The organism is Streptomyces sp. NPDC088350 (assembly GCF_044753545.1).
Lineage (GTDB): Bacteria > Actinomycetota > Actinomycetes > Streptomycetales > Streptomycetaceae > Streptomyces.
The window spans coordinates 52,528-70,893 of the sequence record NZ_JBIVNL010000019.1 but is presented as its reverse complement, the minus strand read 5'-3'; the positions used below and the strand labels follow the sequence as shown (position 1 = coordinate 70,893).

Annotated in this window: 17 protein-coding genes; 10 read left to right on the top strand and 7 right to left on the bottom strand. The window is 69.9% G+C overall.

Going from position 1 to position 18,366, the window contains the following annotated elements; all coding sequences use genetic code 11:
- Positions 1-144 precede the first annotated feature (144 nt).
- From ACIQBL_RS44460 to ACIQBL_RS44435, 6 genes are all read left to right on the top strand, one after another.
- Positions 145-2,265, top strand: a complete 2,121-nt coding sequence (locus ACIQBL_RS44460; RefSeq protein ID WP_401953764.1) for a type IIA DNA topoisomerase subunit B — start codon at positions 145-147, stop codon at positions 2,263-2,265.
- A 295-nt stretch (positions 2,266-2,560) separates the two neighbouring features.
- Positions 2,561-3,085, top strand: coding sequence for a DUF1453 domain-containing protein (locus ACIQBL_RS44455; RefSeq protein WP_401953761.1), 525 nt, complete (start codon positions 2,561-2,563; stop codon positions 3,083-3,085).
- Positions 3,082-4,233 carry a sensor histidine kinase gene (locus ACIQBL_RS44450; RefSeq protein WP_401953758.1) on the top strand — a complete coding sequence of 384 codons (1,152 nt, stop codon included), beginning with the start codon at positions 3,082-3,084 and terminating at the stop codon, positions 4,231-4,233. The genes ACIQBL_RS44455 and ACIQBL_RS44450 overlap by 4 nt, the downstream gene beginning before the upstream one ends.
- Positions 4,230-4,916: a response regulator gene (locus ACIQBL_RS44445; RefSeq protein ID WP_401953755.1), complete on the top strand. Its 687-nt coding sequence runs from the start codon at positions 4,230-4,232 to the stop codon at positions 4,914-4,916. The genes ACIQBL_RS44450 and ACIQBL_RS44445 overlap by 4 nt, the downstream gene beginning before the upstream one ends.
- 69 nt (positions 4,917-4,985) lie before the next feature.
- Positions 4,986-5,546, top strand: coding sequence for a DUF485 domain-containing protein (locus tag ACIQBL_RS44440; protein ID WP_401953753.1), 561 nt, complete (start codon positions 4,986-4,988; stop codon positions 5,544-5,546).
- Positions 5,543-7,132: a cation acetate symporter gene (locus tag ACIQBL_RS44435; RefSeq protein ID WP_401953750.1), complete on the top strand. Its 1,590-nt coding sequence runs from the start codon at positions 5,543-5,545 to the stop codon at positions 7,130-7,132. Before ACIQBL_RS44440 ends, ACIQBL_RS44435 begins: the two co-directional genes overlap by 4 nt.
- A gap of 139 nt (positions 7,133-7,271) precedes the next feature.
- Here the strand turns inward: ACIQBL_RS44435 and ACIQBL_RS44430 are convergent, their stop codons facing one another.
- Entirely contained in the window at positions 7,272-7,964 is a 693-nt protein-coding gene (locus ACIQBL_RS44430; protein WP_401953747.1) for a response regulator, read from the bottom strand.
- 159 nt (positions 7,965-8,123) lie between these two features.
- On the opposite strand from ACIQBL_RS44430, the gene ACIQBL_RS44425 reads away from it, so the two are divergent.
- From ACIQBL_RS44425 to ACIQBL_RS44415, 3 genes are all read left to right on the top strand, one after another.
- Positions 8,124-8,939 carry an ABC transporter ATP-binding protein gene (locus ACIQBL_RS44425; RefSeq protein ID WP_401953744.1) on the top strand — a complete coding sequence of 272 codons (816 nt, stop codon included), beginning with the start codon at positions 8,124-8,126 and terminating at the stop codon, positions 8,937-8,939.
- The gene (locus tag ACIQBL_RS44420; protein WP_401953741.1) at positions 8,929-9,807 is read left to right on the top strand and encodes an ABC transporter permease; all 879 of its coding nucleotides are present in this window, start codon (positions 8,929-8,931) and stop codon (positions 9,805-9,807) included. The genes ACIQBL_RS44425 and ACIQBL_RS44420 overlap by 11 nt, the downstream gene beginning before the upstream one ends.
- A gap of 98 nt (positions 9,808-9,905) precedes the next feature.
- Positions 9,906-10,958, top strand: a complete 1,053-nt coding sequence (locus tag ACIQBL_RS44415) for an ABC transporter substrate-binding protein (RefSeq protein ID WP_401953738.1) — start codon at positions 9,906-9,908, stop codon at positions 10,956-10,958.
- Positions 10,959-11,029: 71 nt separating this feature from the next.
- Here ACIQBL_RS44415 and ACIQBL_RS44410 read toward each other — a convergent pair whose 3' ends face one another.
- From ACIQBL_RS44410 to ACIQBL_RS44395, 4 genes are all read right to left on the bottom strand, one after another.
- Positions 11,030-11,710, bottom strand: coding sequence for a response regulator (locus tag ACIQBL_RS44410; protein WP_401953735.1), 681 nt, complete (start codon positions 11,708-11,710; stop codon positions 11,030-11,032).
- Positions 11,707-13,401, bottom strand: a complete 1,695-nt coding sequence (locus tag ACIQBL_RS44405; RefSeq protein ID WP_401953732.1) for an ATP-binding protein — start codon at positions 13,399-13,401, stop codon at positions 11,707-11,709. Before ACIQBL_RS44405 ends, ACIQBL_RS44410 begins: the two co-directional genes overlap by 4 nt.
- A gap of 136 nt (positions 13,402-13,537) precedes the next feature.
- Positions 13,538-14,476: a sucrase ferredoxin gene (locus tag ACIQBL_RS44400; RefSeq protein ID WP_401953730.1), complete on the bottom strand. Its 939-nt coding sequence runs from the start codon at positions 14,474-14,476 to the stop codon at positions 13,538-13,540.
- Positions 14,477-14,530: 54 nt separating this feature from the next.
- On the bottom strand, positions 14,531-15,787 hold the full coding sequence (locus tag ACIQBL_RS44395; RefSeq protein WP_401953727.1) for a citrate synthase family protein: 1,257 nt from the start codon (positions 15,785-15,787) through the stop codon (positions 14,531-14,533).
- A gap of 98 nt (positions 15,788-15,885) precedes the next feature.
- Here ACIQBL_RS44395 and ACIQBL_RS44390 point away from each other — a divergent pair, with 98 nt between their 5' ends.
- Positions 15,886-17,118, top strand: a complete 1,233-nt coding sequence (locus ACIQBL_RS44390; protein ID WP_401953724.1) for a citrate synthase/methylcitrate synthase — start codon at positions 15,886-15,888, stop codon at positions 17,116-17,118.
- A gap of 83 nt (positions 17,119-17,201) precedes the next feature.
- Here the strand turns inward: ACIQBL_RS44390 and ACIQBL_RS44385 are convergent, their stop codons facing one another.
- Positions 17,202-17,438: a hypothetical protein gene (locus ACIQBL_RS44385; RefSeq protein WP_401953721.1), complete on the bottom strand. Its 237-nt coding sequence runs from the start codon at positions 17,436-17,438 to the stop codon at positions 17,202-17,204.
- 278 nt (positions 17,439-17,716) lie between these two features.
- Positions 17,717-18,160 carry a DUF6082 family protein gene (locus ACIQBL_RS44380; RefSeq protein ID WP_401953719.1) on the bottom strand — a complete coding sequence of 148 codons (444 nt, stop codon included), beginning with the start codon at positions 18,158-18,160 and terminating at the stop codon, positions 17,717-17,719.
- Between the last annotated feature and the right edge of the window lie 206 nt (positions 18,161-18,366).

The following is an 18,366-nucleotide window of genomic DNA, read 5'->3' as shown; positions in this document are numbered from 1 at the left end:
GTATACGACCCTGGACTAGTGTGAGGAGGAGACGAGGGTGGCGTTACAACGGCTCTACCAGGCCTCGGTACCCTCTGAGCGGCAACCGAAGCCGGGCCCTTACCCAAAAGGGCCTCATCTGAAATTCAGCGAGGAGCGAACCGCGTGACCGCCGAAACGTCCGTGCCGTCGACAGCGCTGCTGGCAGGAGCAGACCGGGACGGTTCCAACTACACCGCGCGGCACCTGCTCGTCCTCGAGGGGCTCGAGGCCGTACGCAAGCGCCCGGGTATGTACATCGGGTCGACCGACAGCCGTGGCCTGATGCACTGTCTGTGGGAGATCATCGACAACTCCGTGGACGAGGCCCTCGGGGGCTACTGCGACCACATCGAGGTGATCCTGCACGACGACGCCTCGGTGGAGGTCCGGGACAACGGCCGGGGCATCCCGGTCGACGTCGAGCCCAAGACCGGCCTCTCCGGTGTCGAGGTCGTCATGACCAAGCTGCACGCCGGCGGCAAGTTCGGCGGCGGCTCGTACGCCGCCTCCGGCGGTCTGCACGGCGTGGGCGCCTCCGTGGTGAACGCCCTGTCCGCGCGGCTGGACGTCGAGGTGGACCGCAGCGGCAACACCCACGCCATCAGCTTCCGGCGCGGTGTGCCGGGCTCCTTCGCCACCGCCGGTCCGGACGCCGCGTTCGAGCCCGGTGGCCTGCGCAAGGCCAAGCGGATTCCCAAGACCCGCACCGGCACGCGCGTGCGCTACTGGGCCGACCGCCAGATCTTCCTCAAGGACGCCAAGCTCTCCCTGGAGGGCCTGCACCAGCGGGCCCGGCAGACCGCCTTCCTGGTGCCCGGGCTGACCATCGTCGTCCGCGACGAGTACGGCCTCGGCGAGGGCGGCAGCAAGGGAGAGGAGTCCTTCCGCTTCGACGGCGGCATCAGCGAGTTCTGCGAGTACCTGGCGAGTGACAAGCCGGTCTGCGACGTACTCCGCCTCTCGGGCCAGGGCATCTTCAAGGAGACCGTCCCTGTCCTGGACGACCACGGCCAGATGACGCCCACCGAGGTCACCCGTGAACTCGGTGTCGACATCGCCCTGCGCTGGGGGACCGGCTACGACACGACCCTCAGGTCGTTCGTCAACATCATCGCCACCCCCAAGGGCGGCACCCACGTCGCCGGCTTCGAGCAGGCCGTCGTCAAGACGATGAACGAGGTGGCGCGCGCCAAGAAGCTGCTGCGTGTCGCCGAGGACGACATCGTCAAGGACGACGCCCTGGAGGGCCTCACCGCGGTCGTCACCGTCCGGCTCGCCGAACCGCAGTTCGAGGGGCAGACCAAGGAGGTGCTCGGTACGTCGGCGGCCCGCCGCATCGTCACCAACGTGGTCACCAAGGAGCTCAAGGACTTCCTGACCTCGACGAAGCGCGACGCCGCGGCCCAGGCCCGCGTGGTCATGGAGAAGGCCGTCGCCGCCGCACGCACGCGTATCGCGGCCAGGCAGCACAAGGACGCGCAGCGCCGCAAGACGGCCCTGGAGACCTCCTCGCTGCCCGCCAAGCTCGCCGACTGCCGCAGCGACGACGTGGAGCGCAGCGAGCTGTTCATCGTCGAGGGGGACTCCGCGCTCGGCACCGCCAAACTCGCCCGGAACTCCGAGTTCCAGGCGCTGCTGCCGATCCGCGGCAAGATCCTCAACGTCCAGAAGTCGTCCGTCACCGACATGCTGAAGAACGTCGAGTGCGGGGCGATCATCCAGGTCATAGGAGCGGGGTCGGGCCGTACCTTCGACATCGACGCGGCCCGCTACGGCAAGATCATCATGATGACCGACGCCGACGTGGACGGCTCCCACATCCGGTGTCTGCTGCTCACCCTGTTCCAGCGCTACATGCGGCCCATGGTCGAGGCCGGCCGGGTGTTCGCCGCGGTGCCGCCGCTGCACCGCATCGAACTCGTCCAGCCCAAGAAGGGCCAGGACAAGTACGTCTACACGTACTCGGACCGTGAGCTGCGCGAGAAGCTCCTGGAGTTCCAGAGCAAGGGCGTCCGGTACAAGGACTCCATCCAGCGCTACAAGGGTCTCGGCGAGATGGACGCCGACCAGCTGGCCGAGACGACGATGGACCCCCGCCACCGCACCTTGCGCCGGATCAACCTCTCCGACCTGGACGCGGCCGAACAGGTCTTCGATCTGCTGATGGGCAACGACGTGGCACCGCGCAAGGAGTTCATCTCCAGCTCGGCCGCCACGCTCGACCGGTCGCGGATCGACGCCTGACCGTCGATGCCTGATTGTCGACGTCCGACCGTTGCGCGGGCCTCGGCCCGGACCCGTCCTGGGCCCGGACCGAGGCCCGGCTCCGTACCGTCCCCGGACTGAGGCCCGGCTCCGTACCGGGCCCGGACTGAGGCCCGCGCCGTCGCTCGGCTCCACCCGTGGGTGGAGGGCGAGGCGGTCCGAGGATCCACCCACGATCCACCCTGGCGCCGATCTGCCGACCTGCGGATTTCCGTAGCGTCGAAGGCGTCGGCAGCGCTCGCCGTCGACATCCCTTCCGCTCACGGAGGCTCTGATGTCCGGGCTCGTCAACGCGTTGGTGATCGTGGCCGTCGTCGCCGTGGTGATCGTGCGACAGTTCCGCGCCCGCCGGATCGACACCGGTCGGCGCTGGTGGCTGCTCCCCGCGATCCTCGCCGTCGTGGCGCTGCGCGAGCCCGGCATCCTCGACGCGCACCACCACACCGAGTCGGCCGTCCTGCTCGGCGTCGAGCTGGTCATCGGGCTGGCCACCGGAGCCGGCTGGGCCTGGACCACATGTCTGTGGGTCGAGGAGGACGGTGCCGTCTGGAGCAGGAGCACCAAGGCGAGCGGGGGCGTCTGGATCGTCGGCATAGCCCTGCGCGTCGGCCTCTTCGCCCTCGGCGCGGCCGTGGGCGTCCACCAGGACAGCGCGGCCCTGATGCTCGGTCTCGCGGCAACCCTGCTGGTGCGCTCCGGGATCCTGGTCTGGCGGGCCCAGTCCTTCACCGGGGCGGCCCGATCGGCCCCGGCGTACGGTTTCGGCATGGCGCGGCAGGCCCGGAAGGAGCGCGTGTGACGGAGAACGCCTGGACGCGCTGGCCCTCGTGGGAGGCGCTGAGCCGAGCGGGAGTCTCGCGGCCCCGGCGTGTGCTCGCCTGGGCCGTCCGGCTGCTGGTGCTCGGCATGCTGCTGTGGGGCGCCTCCACCGGCCACCATGTCCACGGGTGGGCCCTGGCCGGAGGCGTCGCCGGGATCCTCGTGGCCGCGGGCCTCGCCTGGGCCTTCTGGCGCACCAGCCTCGCCCACCGGCTCTGGCCGTCCCTGGCCCTTATCGCGGCGCTCCTCGGGCTCGCAATCGGGGGACAGTCGGCCGGATTCACGGTCCCGGCCCTCGTCGTCTGGTGCGGCTGTGCCATCAGCTCGCTGGAGCGGCTGCCCATCGCGGTCGCTCTGCCCGTGACATCGCTGTCCCTCGCGACCTTCGCCGCGGTCAACAACGACGTGTGGCTGACCACCGCGGTCACCACAGCGGGACTGGCCCTCGCCGGGTACACGCTCCGCCTCGATGCCGAGGCCCGGGGCAACGCCCAGCGGCTGCTGACTCAGGAACGCATGGCCCGCGCCGCCGAGGCGGAGTCCGCCGCGCTGGCGGAGCGGGCCCGGATCGCCCGGGAGATCCACGACGTGCTGGCGCACAGCCTCTCGGCCCAGCTCGTGCACCTGGAGGCGGCCCGGCTGCTGATCGAGCGGGGCGCCGACCGGGAGACGATTCTGGAACGGGTCGTGGCGGCACGGGGGATGGCCCGCGACGGCCTCGCCGAGACCCGGCAGGCCCTGTCCGCGCTGCGGGGCGAGATGACCCCGCTGGAGGACTTCCTGACCGAGATCGTCGCCACGACCGGCGGTGCCGAGGTCACCGTTACGGGTGACCGGAGACAGCTGCCGGCCGAGGCCTCGCAGGCCGTGCGCCGGGTCGCCCAGGAGGCCCTGACGAACGTGCGCAAGCACGCCCCGGGCGCCAAGGTGCTGCTCAGGCTGGACTACGGCGCACACGAAGTGACGCTGGACGTAAGGGACTCGGGCGGCTCACCGGGCGAACTGACCGGGGCGGGAGGTGGATACGGTCTGCTGGGCATGCGGGAACGCGCCGAGTTGCTGGGCGGTTCGCTGCGCGCCGGGCCGGACGAGGAGGGATTCGTGGTGACGCTGAAGGTGCCCGCATGACGGAGGAGGCCGTGAAGAGGCCCGCGCGGGTCGTGGTCGCGGACGACCAGACCGTCGTACGCGAAGGCATCGTGATGCTGCTGGGGCTGCTGCCCGGGATCGAGGTCGTGGGCGCGGCGGTCGACGGGGACGAGGCGGTGCGGCTCGTCGCCGAACTCGCCCCGGACGTCGTCCTGATGGACCTGCGCATGCCGCGCTGCGACGGTGTCGAGGCGACCCGGCGGATCCGCACGGAGCATCCCGGAACGCAGGTCGTGGTGCTGACGACGTTCGCGGACGACGCGTCGCTGTTCCCGGCACTGCGCGCGGGGGCGCGCGGCTACCTCACCAAGGACGCGGGCGGCGACGAGATCGTACGGGCCGTGGAGAGCGTGCTGTCGGGGGACGCGGGGCTGTCGCCGAGCATCCAACGGCGGTTGCTGGAGCGCCTGTCGGAGCCCGAGCCGCAGCCGTCGCCGGGGCCCGAGGAGCCGCCGGACGGGCTCACCACGCGGGAGACCGAGGTGCTGCTGCTGATCGCCGAGGGCCTGACCAACCAGGAGATCGCCCGCGAGCTGCATGTCTCCACGGCGACCGTGAAGACCCACATCAACAACCTGTTCGCCAAGACGGGGCTCAAGGACCGTGCGCAGGCGGTGCGTTACGCCTACGGCAAGGGCCTGGTGCGGCCACCAGCGGGTTGAGTCACCTGATGGGGTGAAGCCAGCGGAGAAGAAGAGTCGGGGATCTTCCCGTTCTGTCCATCCTTGGGCATGCAGTCAAGCAACGGTCGTCCCCGCGGTGGCGGGAGTGGTCACGAGAGTCCGGCCGAGAACCAGGAAGGTCATGACCCAACCCCCGCCGAGGCATCCGGAAAGGTGAGATACCACGACCCGTGGTACGACGCACTCGCGTCCGGCTGGGGCGAGTTGGACGGCGCGGGCGTGCCCGCTCCCGAGGTGCCGTCCGCCCGCCGGGAGCACGAGGGACGGGCGCTGCGCGCCGCGGACGTGTATCTGGAGGTGCAGCGCAGCGCGGCCTTCCAGGAGGTGCGCAGCCGCTATCTGAGGTTCGTGGTGCCGGCGGTGGCCGTGTTCTTCGCCTGGTACGTGGCATACGTGGTGGCCGCGACGACCGCGCCCGGGCTGATGGCGCGGCCAGTTGCGGGCGCCGTGAACGTGGGGATGGTGGCGGGGCTCGGCCAGTTCGTCACCACGTTTCTGCTCACCTGGGCGTACGCCCGGCACGCGCGGCTGCGCAGGGACCGCGCCGCGCTCGAACTGCGGTGGGACACCCAGGAACTGACGCGTGGTGTGCGAGGCGGTGTCTCGTGACCGGCAATCATCAGACGCTGGCGCTGCTGCTGTTCAGCGGCTTCGTCGCCGTCACCCTGGGGATCACGACCTGGGTGAGCCGCAACCGGCACGGTTCGGCGGAGGAGTTCTACGCCGGCGGGCGGCTCTTCTCCCCGATGGAGAATGGTTTTGCCATCGCGGGCGACTACATGTCGGCCGCCTCCTTCCTGGGCGTCACCGGACTCATCGCGCTGTACGGCTACGACGGCATGCTGTACGTGGTGGGCTTCTTCGTCGCCTGGCTCGTGGTGCTGCTCCTGGTGGCCGAACTGGTACGCAACTGCGGGCGGTTCACACTCGCCGACGTGGTCGCCGCGCGGATGAACGAGCGGCCGGTGCGGATCGCGGCGGGAACTTCCTCGGTCACCGTGTCCGTTCTGTATCTGGTGGCACAGATGGTGGGCGCGGGCAGCCTGGTGTCACTGCTGCTGGGCGGGACGAGCCCGGCCGCGCGCGTGTGGACCGTCATCGGCGTCGGCGCGCTCATGGTGATCTATGTGTCGTTGGGAGGGATGCGGGCCACCACCTGGATCCAGATCGTCAAAGCGGTCCTGCTGCTCAGCACCACCGTCGCGCTGACGGTGCTGGTCCTGCTGCGCTTCCACGGCAACATCGACCAACTGCTGCTCAGCGCGGCCGATCGCAGCGGTCACGGCCTGGCGTTTCTGGCGCCGGGACTCAAGTACGGCGGGGACTGGACCGCGCGCTTCGACTTCATCAGCCTGGGCCTGGCGCTCGTGCTGGGGACGGCGGGCCTGCCGCACATCCTGTCCCGCTTCTACACCGTGCCGACCGCGCGGGCCGCACGCCGTTCGGTGATTTGGTCGATCGGGCTCGTCGGCGGCTTCTACCTGATGACCATCGTCCTTGGCTTCGCCGCCGCCGCGATCGTCGGACCGGAGGCCGTACGGAAGTCGAACGCGGCCGGCAACACAGCGGTCCCGCTGCTGGCCCTCGACCTGGGCGGCGCCAACTCCACAGGCGGGACAGTCCTGTTCGCGATCGTCGCCGCCGTGGCCTTCGCCACGATCCTCGCGGTCGTCGCCGGGATCACACTGGCCTCCTCGGCCTCCGTGGCCCACGACCTGTACGCGTCGCTGCGACGCCCGCGCGCCAAGCCGTACAGCGAGGTCGCGGTGGCCCGCACGGCGGCCGTTGGCATCGGCGTGGTCGCGATCGCGCTGGGCCTGCTCGCCAGGGACCTCAACGTCGCCTTCCTGGTGGGCCTCGCGTTCGCCGTCGCCGCCTCCGCGAACCTCCCCGTGCTGCTCTACTCCCTGTTCTGGCGCGGCTTCACGACCCGCGGCGCCGTGTGGGCCGTATACGGCGGACTGATCCCCGCACTGGCGCTGGTACTGCTGTCACCGGTCGTGTCGGGCAGTCCGGACTCGCTGTTCCCGGGCGTCGACTTCCAGTTCTTCCCGCTGCAGAACCCCGGCCTCGTCTCGATCCCCCTGGGCTTCCTGGCCGGCTGGCTCGGCACGGTCACCTCACCGGAGGTCCCGGACGAGGCCAAGCACGCGGAGACCGAGGTACGGGCACTCACGGGGGCGGGGGCCGTGTAGCGGGGGCGCCCGCCGCCGTCGCAGGAGCGACCCGCTGTCGTACGACGCGAGCGACCCACTGTCGTACGACAGCGGTCTGATCGTCGTACGACGGCGGCGCGCGTACCCGTGTGCCGTGCCGTGTCTGAGTGTCGCGTGGCTACGGCGCCACCCAGGCGTAGCGATGTTCCGGGCGGCCCGTGTCGCCGTACTTGAGGGAGAGGCGGAGGCGGCCGGCCTGTTCCAGGTGGCGGAGGTAGCGCTGGGCGGTCGAGCGGCTCAGGCCGGTCTCGGCGGCGACCTCGTGGGCCGAGAGCGGGTGGCCGGCGCGGTGCAGGACGCCGCAGATCAGGTCGGTGGTCGGTTCCGAGTGGCCGCTGGGCAGGCCCGGGGAGGCGGGCACGGTGGTCGTGCGCAGGGCGCCGAAGATGCGGTCGACCTGCTCCTGGCCCGCGATGCCGCGACCGCCGACGCGGTCGACGGTGCGGCGCAGGGCGGCGTACGAGTCGAGGCGGGTGCGCAGCGCGGCGAAGGTGAACGGCTTGACCAGGTAGTGCAGGGCGCCCAGGCGCATCGCCTTCTGCACGGTAGTCACATCGCTGGCCGCCGTGATCATGATGACGTCGGTCGTGTGGCCCTGTTCCCGCATGCGGTGGACGAGTTCGAGACCCGTCCGGTCGGGCAGATAGTGGTCGAGCAGCACCAGGTCGATGGTCCCGCGTTCCACGGTGGCCAGCGCCTGGGCGGCGCTGTGCGCACGGGCGGCGACCCGGAAACCGGGAACCTTTCCCACGTACTTGGCGTTGATCTCGGCGACGCGGAAGTCGTCGTCCACGACCATGACGTCAATCATTGGGCCTCTTTCCTCAAGGCCAGGCGAGCGTTAAGCCCGTGTTTCGGCTCCGCAGTTGTAGCGCGAGCAAAACGAGCACAACAGGCTCTTGAGAGCAAAAGAACGGCTTGCGCCCAGAAGACTGCTGCTGTGGTCCGGGCCACATCTACGGTCCCGGCCATGAGCGCAGACACCAGCCCCGCCATCGAGCTGCGGGGCGCGAGCAAGACCTTCAGGACCCCGTCGGGGGGTCTGCACACGGCCGTACGGGGGCTTGATCTCACCGTCGGACGTGGCGAGTTCGTGGCGGTCGTCGGTCCCACGGGCTGCGGCAAGTCGACCACGCTGACCCTCGTCAGCGGACTGGAAGAGCCCTCCGAGGGCGATGTGCTGGTGGCCGGGGAGCCCGTCTCCGGCGTCGGCGACAAGGTCGGTTTCGTCTTCCAGCAGGACGCCACCTTCCCCTGGCGCACGGTCCTGTCCAATGTCATGGCGGGTCCGCGCTTCCGTGGCGTACCGAAGGCGGAGGCCAGGGCGAAGGCGCGGGAGTGGCTGGCCCGGGTCGGGCTCTCCGCCTTCGAGGACCGTTATCCGCACCAGCTCTCCGGCGGTATGCGCAAGCGCGTCGCGCTCGCCGCGACCTTCGTCAACGACCCCGAGATCCTGCTGATGGACGAGCCGTTCTCGGCGCTCGACGTGCAGACCAGGGCCCTGATGTCGGACGAACTCCTGGAGCTGTGGGAGGGCACCGGTGCCTCGGTCGTCTTCGTGACCCATGACCTGGAGGAGTCCATCGCGCTGGCCGACAGGGTCGTCGTGATGACCGCCGGGCCGGCCACCGTGAAGCAGGTCTACGACATCGATCTGCCGAGGCCCCGCAAGGTCGAATCAGTGCGCCTGGAGCCGCGGTTCATCGAGATCTACCGCGAGATCTGGGAGTCGCTGGGCGAAGAGGTCCGCATCACGCGCGAGAGGGGTGCGGCCCATGTCGCCTGACGTCATGCCCGAGGACCGGGTCGCTACGGCTGCCACCGAGCCGGGCGCCAAGGCGGACCGCGCCCATTCACGCGCGCGTGCCGCCCGTAAACGCAAGGTCGGCGTCGGGGCGGCGAGAGTGTTGCTCCTGGTCGCCGTTCTCGGTCTGTGGGAGGCGCTCTCCCGGGCCAAGGTCATCGATCCGTTCAACTTCTCGATGCCCTCGAAGATCTGGGACCAGATCTCCACCTGGGTGATGCACGGGACCGCGCTCGGCTCCCTGGGTGAGCAGATCCGGTACACGCTCCAGGAGGCGCTGCTCGGCTGGATCATCGGTGTGATCGCCGGTGTCGTGTTCGGTATTGCTTTGGGGCGCATCACCTTGCTCGCCGACGTACTTGGTCCATACATCAAGGTGCTCAACTCCATACCGAGGATCGTCCTCGCCCCGATCTTCGTGATCTGGTTCGGGCTCGGACCGGCTTCCAAGGTCGCGTCGGCCGTCGTGCTCGTCTTCTTCCCGGTGTTCTTCAACGCCTTCCAGGGTGCCCGTGAGGTCGACCGCAACCTGGTCGCCAACGCCCGCATCCTCGGTGCCAGCGACCGCCGGGTGACCCTCCAGGTGGTCATCCCGTCCGCGACCTCCTGGATCTTCACCAGCCTCCACGTCAGCTTCGGCTTCGCCCTCATCGGCGCGATCGTCGGCGAGTACATCGGCGCGACCAAGGGCATCGGCCTGCTCGTCGCGCAGTCCCAGGGCACCTTCAACGCGGCCGGTGTGTACGCCGCGATGGTGATCCTCGCGGTCGTCGCCCTCGTCGCCGAAGGGCTCCTCACCTTCGCCGAGAACCGCATCTTCCGCTGGAAGCCGTCGGGCTCCGACAGCTGAACGGCCCCTCGCGGCACCCCCTACGGCCCCTCGCGGCATCCCCGTTGAAGAACCCCCCTGCCTCCTCGCACCGCACCCTCACAAGGACGTGAACCGCCATGCGCAAGACCGCCAGATACACCGCCCTGGCCGCCTCGGGCCTGCTCGCCCTCTCCTCGCTCACCGCCTGCGCCAACGACGCGGCTTCCACCGCCGCCACCAGCAAGGGCGACGGCAAGGGCGTGAAGGTCAAGATCATGGTCGGTGGCCTGGACAAGGTCATCTACCTGCCCGCGATGCTCACCCAGCGACTCGGCTACTTCGACGCGGAGGGCCTCGACGTCGAGCTGCTGAGCGAACCGGCCGGTGTCCAGGCCGAGACCGCGCTCGTCTCCGGGCAGGTCCAAGGGGCCGTCGGCTTCTACGACCACACGCTCGACCTGCAGGTCAAGGGCAAGTCGGTCGAGTCCGTGGTGCAGTTCTCGCAGGCGCCCGGCGAGGTGGAGATCGTCTCCACCAAGGCGGCGGGGAAGGTCAAGTCGCCCAAGGACTTCAAGGGCAAGAAGCTCGGTGTGACCGGCCTCGGCTCGTCCACCGACTTCCTCACCAAGTACCTCGCCGTCAAGAACGGCGTCAACGTCAGCGAGTTCACCCCGGTCGCCGTGGGCGCGGGACCGACCTTCGTCGCCGCTCTCCAGCAGGGCTCCATCGACGCCGGTATGACGACCGACCCGACCGTCGCCACGATCCTCGACAAGAAGGCGGGCAAGGTCCTCGTCGACATGCGGACGCCCGCGGGGTCGCAGGCCGCGCTCGGTGGGCCGTACCCCTCGTCAAGTCTGTACATGCAGACGGACTGGGTGAACAGTCACAAGTCCACTGTGCAGAAGATGGTCAATGTATTCGTCAAGACGCTCAAGTGGATGTCCACACACAGCGCGACCGAGATCGCCGACAAGATGCCCGCCGACTACTCCCAGGGCAACAAGTTCCTCTACGCCACCGCGATCAAGAGCACGCTGCCGATGTTCACCAAGGACGGCGTCATGCCGGCGAACGGCCCGGAGACCGTCGAGAAGGTGCTCAAGGCGTTCAACCCCACCATCAAGGACGCGAACGTGGACCTCGACACGACCTACACGACCGAGTTCGTGAAGAACGCGACAGGCTGACGGCCCTGCGGTCGGCATCCGTATAGGAGGTGGGGTACGGCCCCTTCCCCCGCCCCCCACAGGCCGTGCCCTCAGGCGCGGGTCGCCCACACGTAACGGTGTTCCGGGCGGCCCGCGTCGCCGTATTTGAGCGTCAGCCTGGCCCGTCCGGTGCGCTCCAGGAGCTTCAGATAGCGCTGGGCGGTCTGGCGGCTCACGCCCGTGCGGTCGGCGATCTCCTGGGCGGACAGGGGTCCTTCGGCGCTCATCAGGGACTGGCGCACGAGTTCCGCCGTGGTGGGGGAGTGCCCTTTGGGCAGCCCGGGCTCCGAGGGCGCGGACAGGGCGCCGAAGATGCGGTCCACCTCGGCCTGTTCGGCCTCGCCGCCACTGTCTAGCGTGCGGCGCAGTTCCGCGTACGCCTCCAACTTGGCCCGCAGACCGGCGAAGGCGAACGGCTTCACCAGGTACTGCAACGCGCCCTGCCGCATCGCCGCCTGGACGGTCGTCACGTCCCGGGCCGCCGTCACCATGATCACGTCCGTCTGGTGGCCACGCCGGCGCATCTCCTGGACGACCGCGAGACCCGTCTCGTCGGGCAGATAGTGGTCCAGGAGGACCAGGTCCAGGCGGGGCAGCGTCTCCAGCCGGTTCAGCGCTTCGGCGGCGCTGTGCGCCTCGGCCGCGACATGGAAGCCGGGCACCTTCTCCACGTAGGCGGCGTTGACCCGTGCGACCCGGGTGTCGTCGTCCACGACCAGGACCTCGATCATCGCGACTCCTCCTCGGCGGCGGTCTCCCCGCGGGCGGTGAGGGCGGGCTCCAGTTCAGGCTCGCTCAGTGCCTCGCTCAGTGCCTCGGCCAGGGCTTCGGGCAGGACGACCACGAACTCCGCGCCTCCGCCGTCCGCCTCCGTCACCGCCGCGCTGCCACCCTGCCGTTCGGCGAGTCGACGCACCAGGGAGAGCCCGATACCGCGCTTGCCATGGGCCGGGGGCTTCTTCGTGGACCACCCCTCGGTGAAGATCAACTCCCGTTGTTCCACCGGGATTCCGGGGCCCGTGTCCCGCACCCGGAGCACGGCCGTACGCCCCTCTGTCCGCAATTCGACCTCCACGCGTGCGTGCGGTGTGCCCCCGACGGCGTCGAGCGCGTTGTCCACCAGGTTGCCGACGACCGTGACCAGCCCGCGCGGGTCGATCAACCGGTCGGGCAGCCAGGTCAGGTCGGAGATCCACAGGGCGACGCCCCGCTCGGCCGCGACGGTCGCCTTGCCCAACAAGAGCGCGGCGAGCAGCGGGTCCTGGATCTTCTCGGTGACCTGTTCGGCGGTGGCCCGGTGATCCCCGACCACCTCGCCGACGAACTCCACGGCGTCGTCGTACATCTCCAGTTCGAGCAGCCCCAACAGGGTGTGCATGCGGTTGGCGTGCTCGTGGTCCTGGGCGCGCAGGGCGTCGATCAGGCCGTGCGTGGAGTCCAACTCCCGGCCCAGCTGCTCCAGTTCGGTGCGGTCGCGCAGGGTGGCCACGGCGCCGCCGTCGTCCGTGGGCATCCGGTTGGTGACGAGGACCCGCTGGCCGCGGACGGCGAGCAGATCGGTGCCGGTCACCCGGCCGGCCAGGACGTCGGTCGTACGGCCCTCTCCGAGCGCCTCGTCGAGGGACCGGCCGACCGCCTCGTCGCCGATGCCGAGAAGTCGTCGCGCCTCGTCGTTCAGGAGCCGTATGCGGCCCGCGCGGTCCAGGGCGACGACACCCTCCCGGATGCCGTGCAGCATCGCCTCGCGCTCCGAGAGGAGCGCAGAGATGTCCGAGAAGGCCAGGTCCCGGGTCTGCCGCTGCACCCTCCGGGAGATCAGCCAGGCCGCCAGCGCGCCGACGGCGAGAGCGCCCCCGGCGTACGCCAGCAGCCCCGGGATCGCGCTGATCAGCTGCGCGCGGACACTGTCGTACTTGATGCCCACCGAGACGGCCCCGACGACCGTGCCGTCCGCGGCGCGCAGGGGCACCTTGCCGCGGGCCGAGCGGCCCAGGGTGCCGTTGTCGATCTGCTTGACCTCCTGGCCCGCCAGGGGCTGGCCGGGAGAGGTCGAGACGAAACGCCCGATCTCGCTCGGAGTCGTGTGCGACCAGCGCATGCCCCGCCAGTCCATCACCACCACGTACTCGGCCTTCGTGGCCTTCCGGATCCGCTCGGCCTCCTGCTGCACGGGTCCGTCCACGCTGGGCGGGGTGTTCTGGACGTCCTTGATGATCTGCGGCTGCTGCGCGGTGGTCCGGGCGATGGCCAGGGCGCGGTTCATCGCCTCCTGGTCCAGCTGTTTGCTGAGCGGCGCGAGGAACAGCCCGGTCGCCAGGACGGCGACTCCCGCGGCGATCGCCAACTGCATCAGCAGCACCTGCGAGAACACCCGCCGCGGCAGCCCGAGGCGACGGCGGCGTGCGGGGGGAGTGGGGCTCATACCCCTGACCGTACGTGCCGGGGCGGGGGCTGCCCCAGGGGTGTGGCGTGGATCTCTTGACCAGTTCTTGGGGAAACCGGCCGCCAGGAGAGGGCGGTTTTCTGTACGGGCACCAGGAGACCGGCCGTCGGGCGGCTCAGCCCGCCAGAGCTGTCGCCAGCTCGCGCACCGCCACCACGTCCATCCGGGCCGGTGCGCCGAGGACCGACGTCCCGCAGCTCTCCGGGCGGGGCGGCAGGGAGGCGCCCTGGGCGACGATCACGCGCCAGTGGCGTCCGTCGGTGTGCGCGACGGTCACCTCCCAGCGCGGTGCGCCGCCGTCCGTCCGTACGACGCTCAGCGCGTCCGTCGCGTACTCGTCCGTCGCCCTCCGGACGGCCAGCTCCGCCGCCTGTCCGGGCCGCTCCCAGGCCGAGCCGCCCCGGCAGCCCTCGACGACCACACGGCCCTCCTGGACGCCCTGCAGGATCTCCTTGACGGCGTGGGCCTCGGCCCGTCCGTACGCGTAGCCGTACGGCAGGACGAGCACCGTCGGCGAGAAACGGTGACCACCCAGATGGGTGACCTCCCAGGCGCCCTCGACCCCGGAGGCGGCCAGTTCGGCCGCGAGGGGACGGCCCAGGAGCGCACAGCAGCGGTCGCGCTTGCCGTTGGTGCACACGAGCGCGAGCGGGTCACCGGTGTGGGCCCGCCCGCCGAGCGCGGAGCCGAACGAGCGCGGGTCACCCGCGCCCAGGGTGGCGAAGTCGAGGGCGAGCAGGTCCCGCGGGTCGGTGGTCGTGGCGCTGTGCAGCCACGCGTTTCCGGGAACGGTGTGGGCCGCGTACACCTGGCGTACCCGTGACGGCGCGGGGTCGGCGTGCCGCCCCGGGCGGCGGATGAGCGCGATCCGTACGCCCGTGTTCGCGGCGGCGGCCTCCAGGGCACGCCCCAGCACGGGGTCCAGGTGGCTCGAAGTGAGCGCTTTGGCACCCCAAGGACCGGGCTGTTCCAGCAGCAGCCACGTCGTCGCCGTGGCCGCGGTTCCGGAAATGGGCTCGTCGAGGTCCCGAGAGACGGTCGCGCACGTACTCACAGAGGTGAGCCTAACCTGACTTGCCCCGGGGTGACTTCCGGTCGCGCTCGTGTCCTACTCCGGTAGTGGTTGAGGCGGCTTCGGGCCCACGTAGTGACCACTGGGCCGCATACGCAGCGGGCGCTCCCCGTACTCCTCCAGGGCGTGTGCGATCCAGCCCGCCGTACGGGCGACGGCGAAGACGGTCTCGCCCGCCGTGGAGGGCATCCCGGAGGAGACGGTGAGCACGGCGAGCGCGAGGTCGACGTTGGCGTGCAGTGGGGTGTGCCGCGCGGTGGTGGCCACGATGTCGCGGGCCGCGGCGAGGGCGGGCGCGGCACCCGGAATCTCCTTCAGGAGGGCGAACAGGGCACGCGCGCGTGGGTCTTCACCCGGGTAGAGCCGGTGGCCGAGTCCGGGGATACGGCGGCCGGCGCGCAGTTCGTCCGCGATCACCGGGGCCGCGTCGCCCTGGTCGAGCACGTCGAGCAGCAGCCGGTGCGCCAGGCCGCTGGCCGCGCCGTGCAGGGGGCCTTCGAGCACGCCCAGGCCGGAGGAGACGGCCGCGTAGGCGTGCGCACGGGCCGAGGCGGCGACCCGCACCGCGAGCGTCGACGCGGCCAGATCATGGTCGACGAGCAGGCCGAGTGCCGTGTCCAGGGCGCGTAGTGACACCTCGTCGGACGGTCGTCCGCTCAGCCGAGCCCACAGACGGTGGGCCAGCGGGCCCTCGTCGCGATGGGTGCGCCGGACCGGCGGCAGAGCGGCCACGAGGGTGGGGATGAGGATGCGCGCGGTGCCGAGCACGGCGTCCTCGGAGAGGTCGAAGCGCAGCGGGTCAGCGGTCGCCGCCGCGATGGCCGCGACCCGCAACCGGTCGGTGGGGCCCGCGTGTTCGGGCAGCGCGTCCACCGCGCGGCGGGCTACGGCGACGGCCGCCTTGGGCGCGGTGAACGTGATCCCCGGACGCAACTCCCCGGTCCACAGCCACTCGGCGATCTCTTCGTAGGAGTGACGCGCGGCCAGCTCGGTCGCGTCGACGCCCCGGAAGTAGTACCGGTCCTTGTCGATGAGCGTGATGCGGGTCCGTACCGACAGTTCGCCCCCGGAGCCCGAACTCCCGCTGCTCTCCCGCCTGTTGCGCCGGGCGAGCGCCTCCACCTCCTTGGCGTCGAAGGTGCTGCCCCGGCCGCCGGGCTCGCGCCTGCTGCCCAACTGCCCACGACTCACGTACGCGTACACGGTCTCGGGCTTCACGCCGAGCAGCTCGGCGGTCTCTTTGGTGCTCAGCCGTCGCTCGGGGTGACCGGGGGTGGTGTCTTGATCGCGCATGAAGCTCACCGTACCCACTTCATGGACAGGTTGATTCAATCAATATTGACAGAGATTGAGTCAAGAATGGACATTGGAATCAAGTCCAGGGAGGAAACATGTCCATCAACAGGGCCACAGCCACTCGTATCGAGGTTCCGCGGGGACTCGCGGGCGTCGTCGTCACCGACACCCGAATCGGTGACGTCCGGGGGACCGAGGGCTTTTACCACTACCGCCAGTACTCCGCCGTCGAACTCGCGCAGACCCGCGGCTTCGAGGACGTCTGGCATCTCCTGGCCCACGGTGAACTGCCGGACGCCGAACAGAGCGCCGCCTTCGCCGCCGAGACCGCCGCGTCGCGCCGACTGCCCGACGAAGTGCGGGCCGCACTGCCTGCCGTGGCGGCGGCGAGCGGCACATCAGGACCGCTGTCCGGCATGCGTACGGCGCTGTCGCTGCTCGGCGCCGCGAAGGGATTCCGGCCGGTGTACGACATCGACGCCGACGAGCGCCGCAGGGACACCCTCGTTGCCTCCGCGGCCGTGCCGACGCTGCTGACCGCGCTGTACCGGCTGGGGCAGGGGCTGGACCCGGTGGAGCCGCGCGAGGACCTCTCCTTCGCGGCCAACTACCTCTACATGCTGACGGGTTCGGAGCCGGACAAGCAGCAGGCCAGGGCGATCGAGCAATACTTGATCTCAACCATTGACCACGGATTCAATGCGTCAACCTTCACCGCGCGGGTCATCGCGTCGACGGGGGCGGATGTGGCGGCCTGCCTGGTCGGGGCGGTCGGGGCACTCTCGGGTCCGCTGCACGGCGGTGCGCCCAGCCGTGCCCTGGACACCCTGGACGCGATCGGTACCCCGGACCGTATCGACCCTTGGATCCGCGAACGCGTTCTCGCCGGCGACCGCATCATGGGCTTCGGCCACGCGATCTACCGCACGGAGGACCCTCGCTCCCGGATGCTGCGCGAGGTCGCCCAGCAGTTCGGCGGGCCCCGGGTCGAGTTCGCCGTCGAGGTGGAGCGCCAGGTCGAGGCGATCCTCGCGGAACTCAAGCCGGGGCGTGAGCTGCACACGAACGTCGAGTTCTACGCGGGGCTGGTCATGGAACTCTGCGGGCTGCCGCGGGAGATGTTCACTCCCACGTTCGCGGCTGCGCGGGTGGTGGGGTGGGGTGCGAATGTGGTGGAGCAGGCGGAGGACTCGAAGATCATTCGGCCGGTGGCTCGGTATGTGGGGGTGGGGGCGCCGGTGGCGGTGCCGCTGATGAGCCGACTTCGCGGAACGATCGAAGGCGGAGTGGATCTGGCCCCGCCCTCGGTGCGGATGGGCAAGCCATAGCGAGGTGGCGGAGCCCCGGCACCGTGGGGCGCCGGGTTCTCTGTGTGTGCAGATGGAGAGACGTGCCTTGATGGTCGGAGGTGTCAGGCGTCAGGGATGTCCTGTTTCGCGCGTACGAGGGTCTCGCGACTGATGACGACGATGCGCTCGTAGTCGGCACGTGCGGCGTCAGGAGGGAGCTCGGAATCGAGTTCCGCGGTCGCTTCGCGCCCAATGACGGCGAAGTCGCCGTCACTGAGTTCGAAGATGTCGGGGCAAGTCTGGCCAGTGGTGCTGCCTCGCTCGCGAGGCGAAGCCCCGACACGTCGCACGATTCTCACGTAAAGTTACCAACCTTACTCGGAGTGTTCTCCGAGTGCGGCTCCTTGTGGCTCGGAGGGATGGGGACTCCGAGCGGTGCGGCACCCCGGGCAGGTGTGGCGCCGGAACCGCAGGTCTCCGAGCGTGAAGGGTGTTCGTCGGAGTGCCCGGAGGGGGCCAGACGACAAGGTAGACCATTCCGCGACTGACAGTGAGGCAGTTGAGGGCAGGCATTAAGGTGAACTGGGCCGCCTGCTCTTGACGGAGTGGTTTTTGGGGCATTGGTGCTCTCTTGAGGTCAGGATGGATCGCCCGGGGTCTCTCCGACGACCCACCACTCGTCGGTGTCCGAGTCGTCGAGTTCCTTGATCAGTTCGTCCATGATGTGGCCGAGCGAGGCCTCCTCGGAGGTGACGGGCAGGCTCTTCCTGTGGTGTCCGGTAGCGGCCCAGTACTCGCGGAAGACCTGGTTCTGGCACATGACCCGGAAGTGGCCGTGAAGCTCTGCCAGAGTCAGGGCGCCGATTCGGTGGTAGTACAGGGCATTCACGTAGAGCGCGTTCGCGAAGAGGTACTGACGCTGCTTCTCGGGCGGCACGGGAGTCTCGTAGGTGTCGAGGACGCTGGCCAGGGCGGGGTCGTCCATGGCTTTGCACAGCAGGGCGAAGTGGAGTCGATGCTGTTCGGCGAGGGCGGCTTTGCGCCGATGGCGCGCGGTCGGCCTGGCGAGGGACGCGAACATGGTTCCGATCCACGCTTTGGCGGCTGAGCTGAGCCCCCGTATCCCCACGTTCTGTGTGGCCATGTCAACTACCCCCGAATCAGGCGGCCGTCCGCCGGTCGTCGGGGTGCGGGTCGACTGATGGGGACCGGCGAGCGATGGGCGGCGCTTGCCGTCTCCCAGAGTGCCGAGCGGCTCTGATCGGCAGGGAGGCGGAGAGGAGGCGC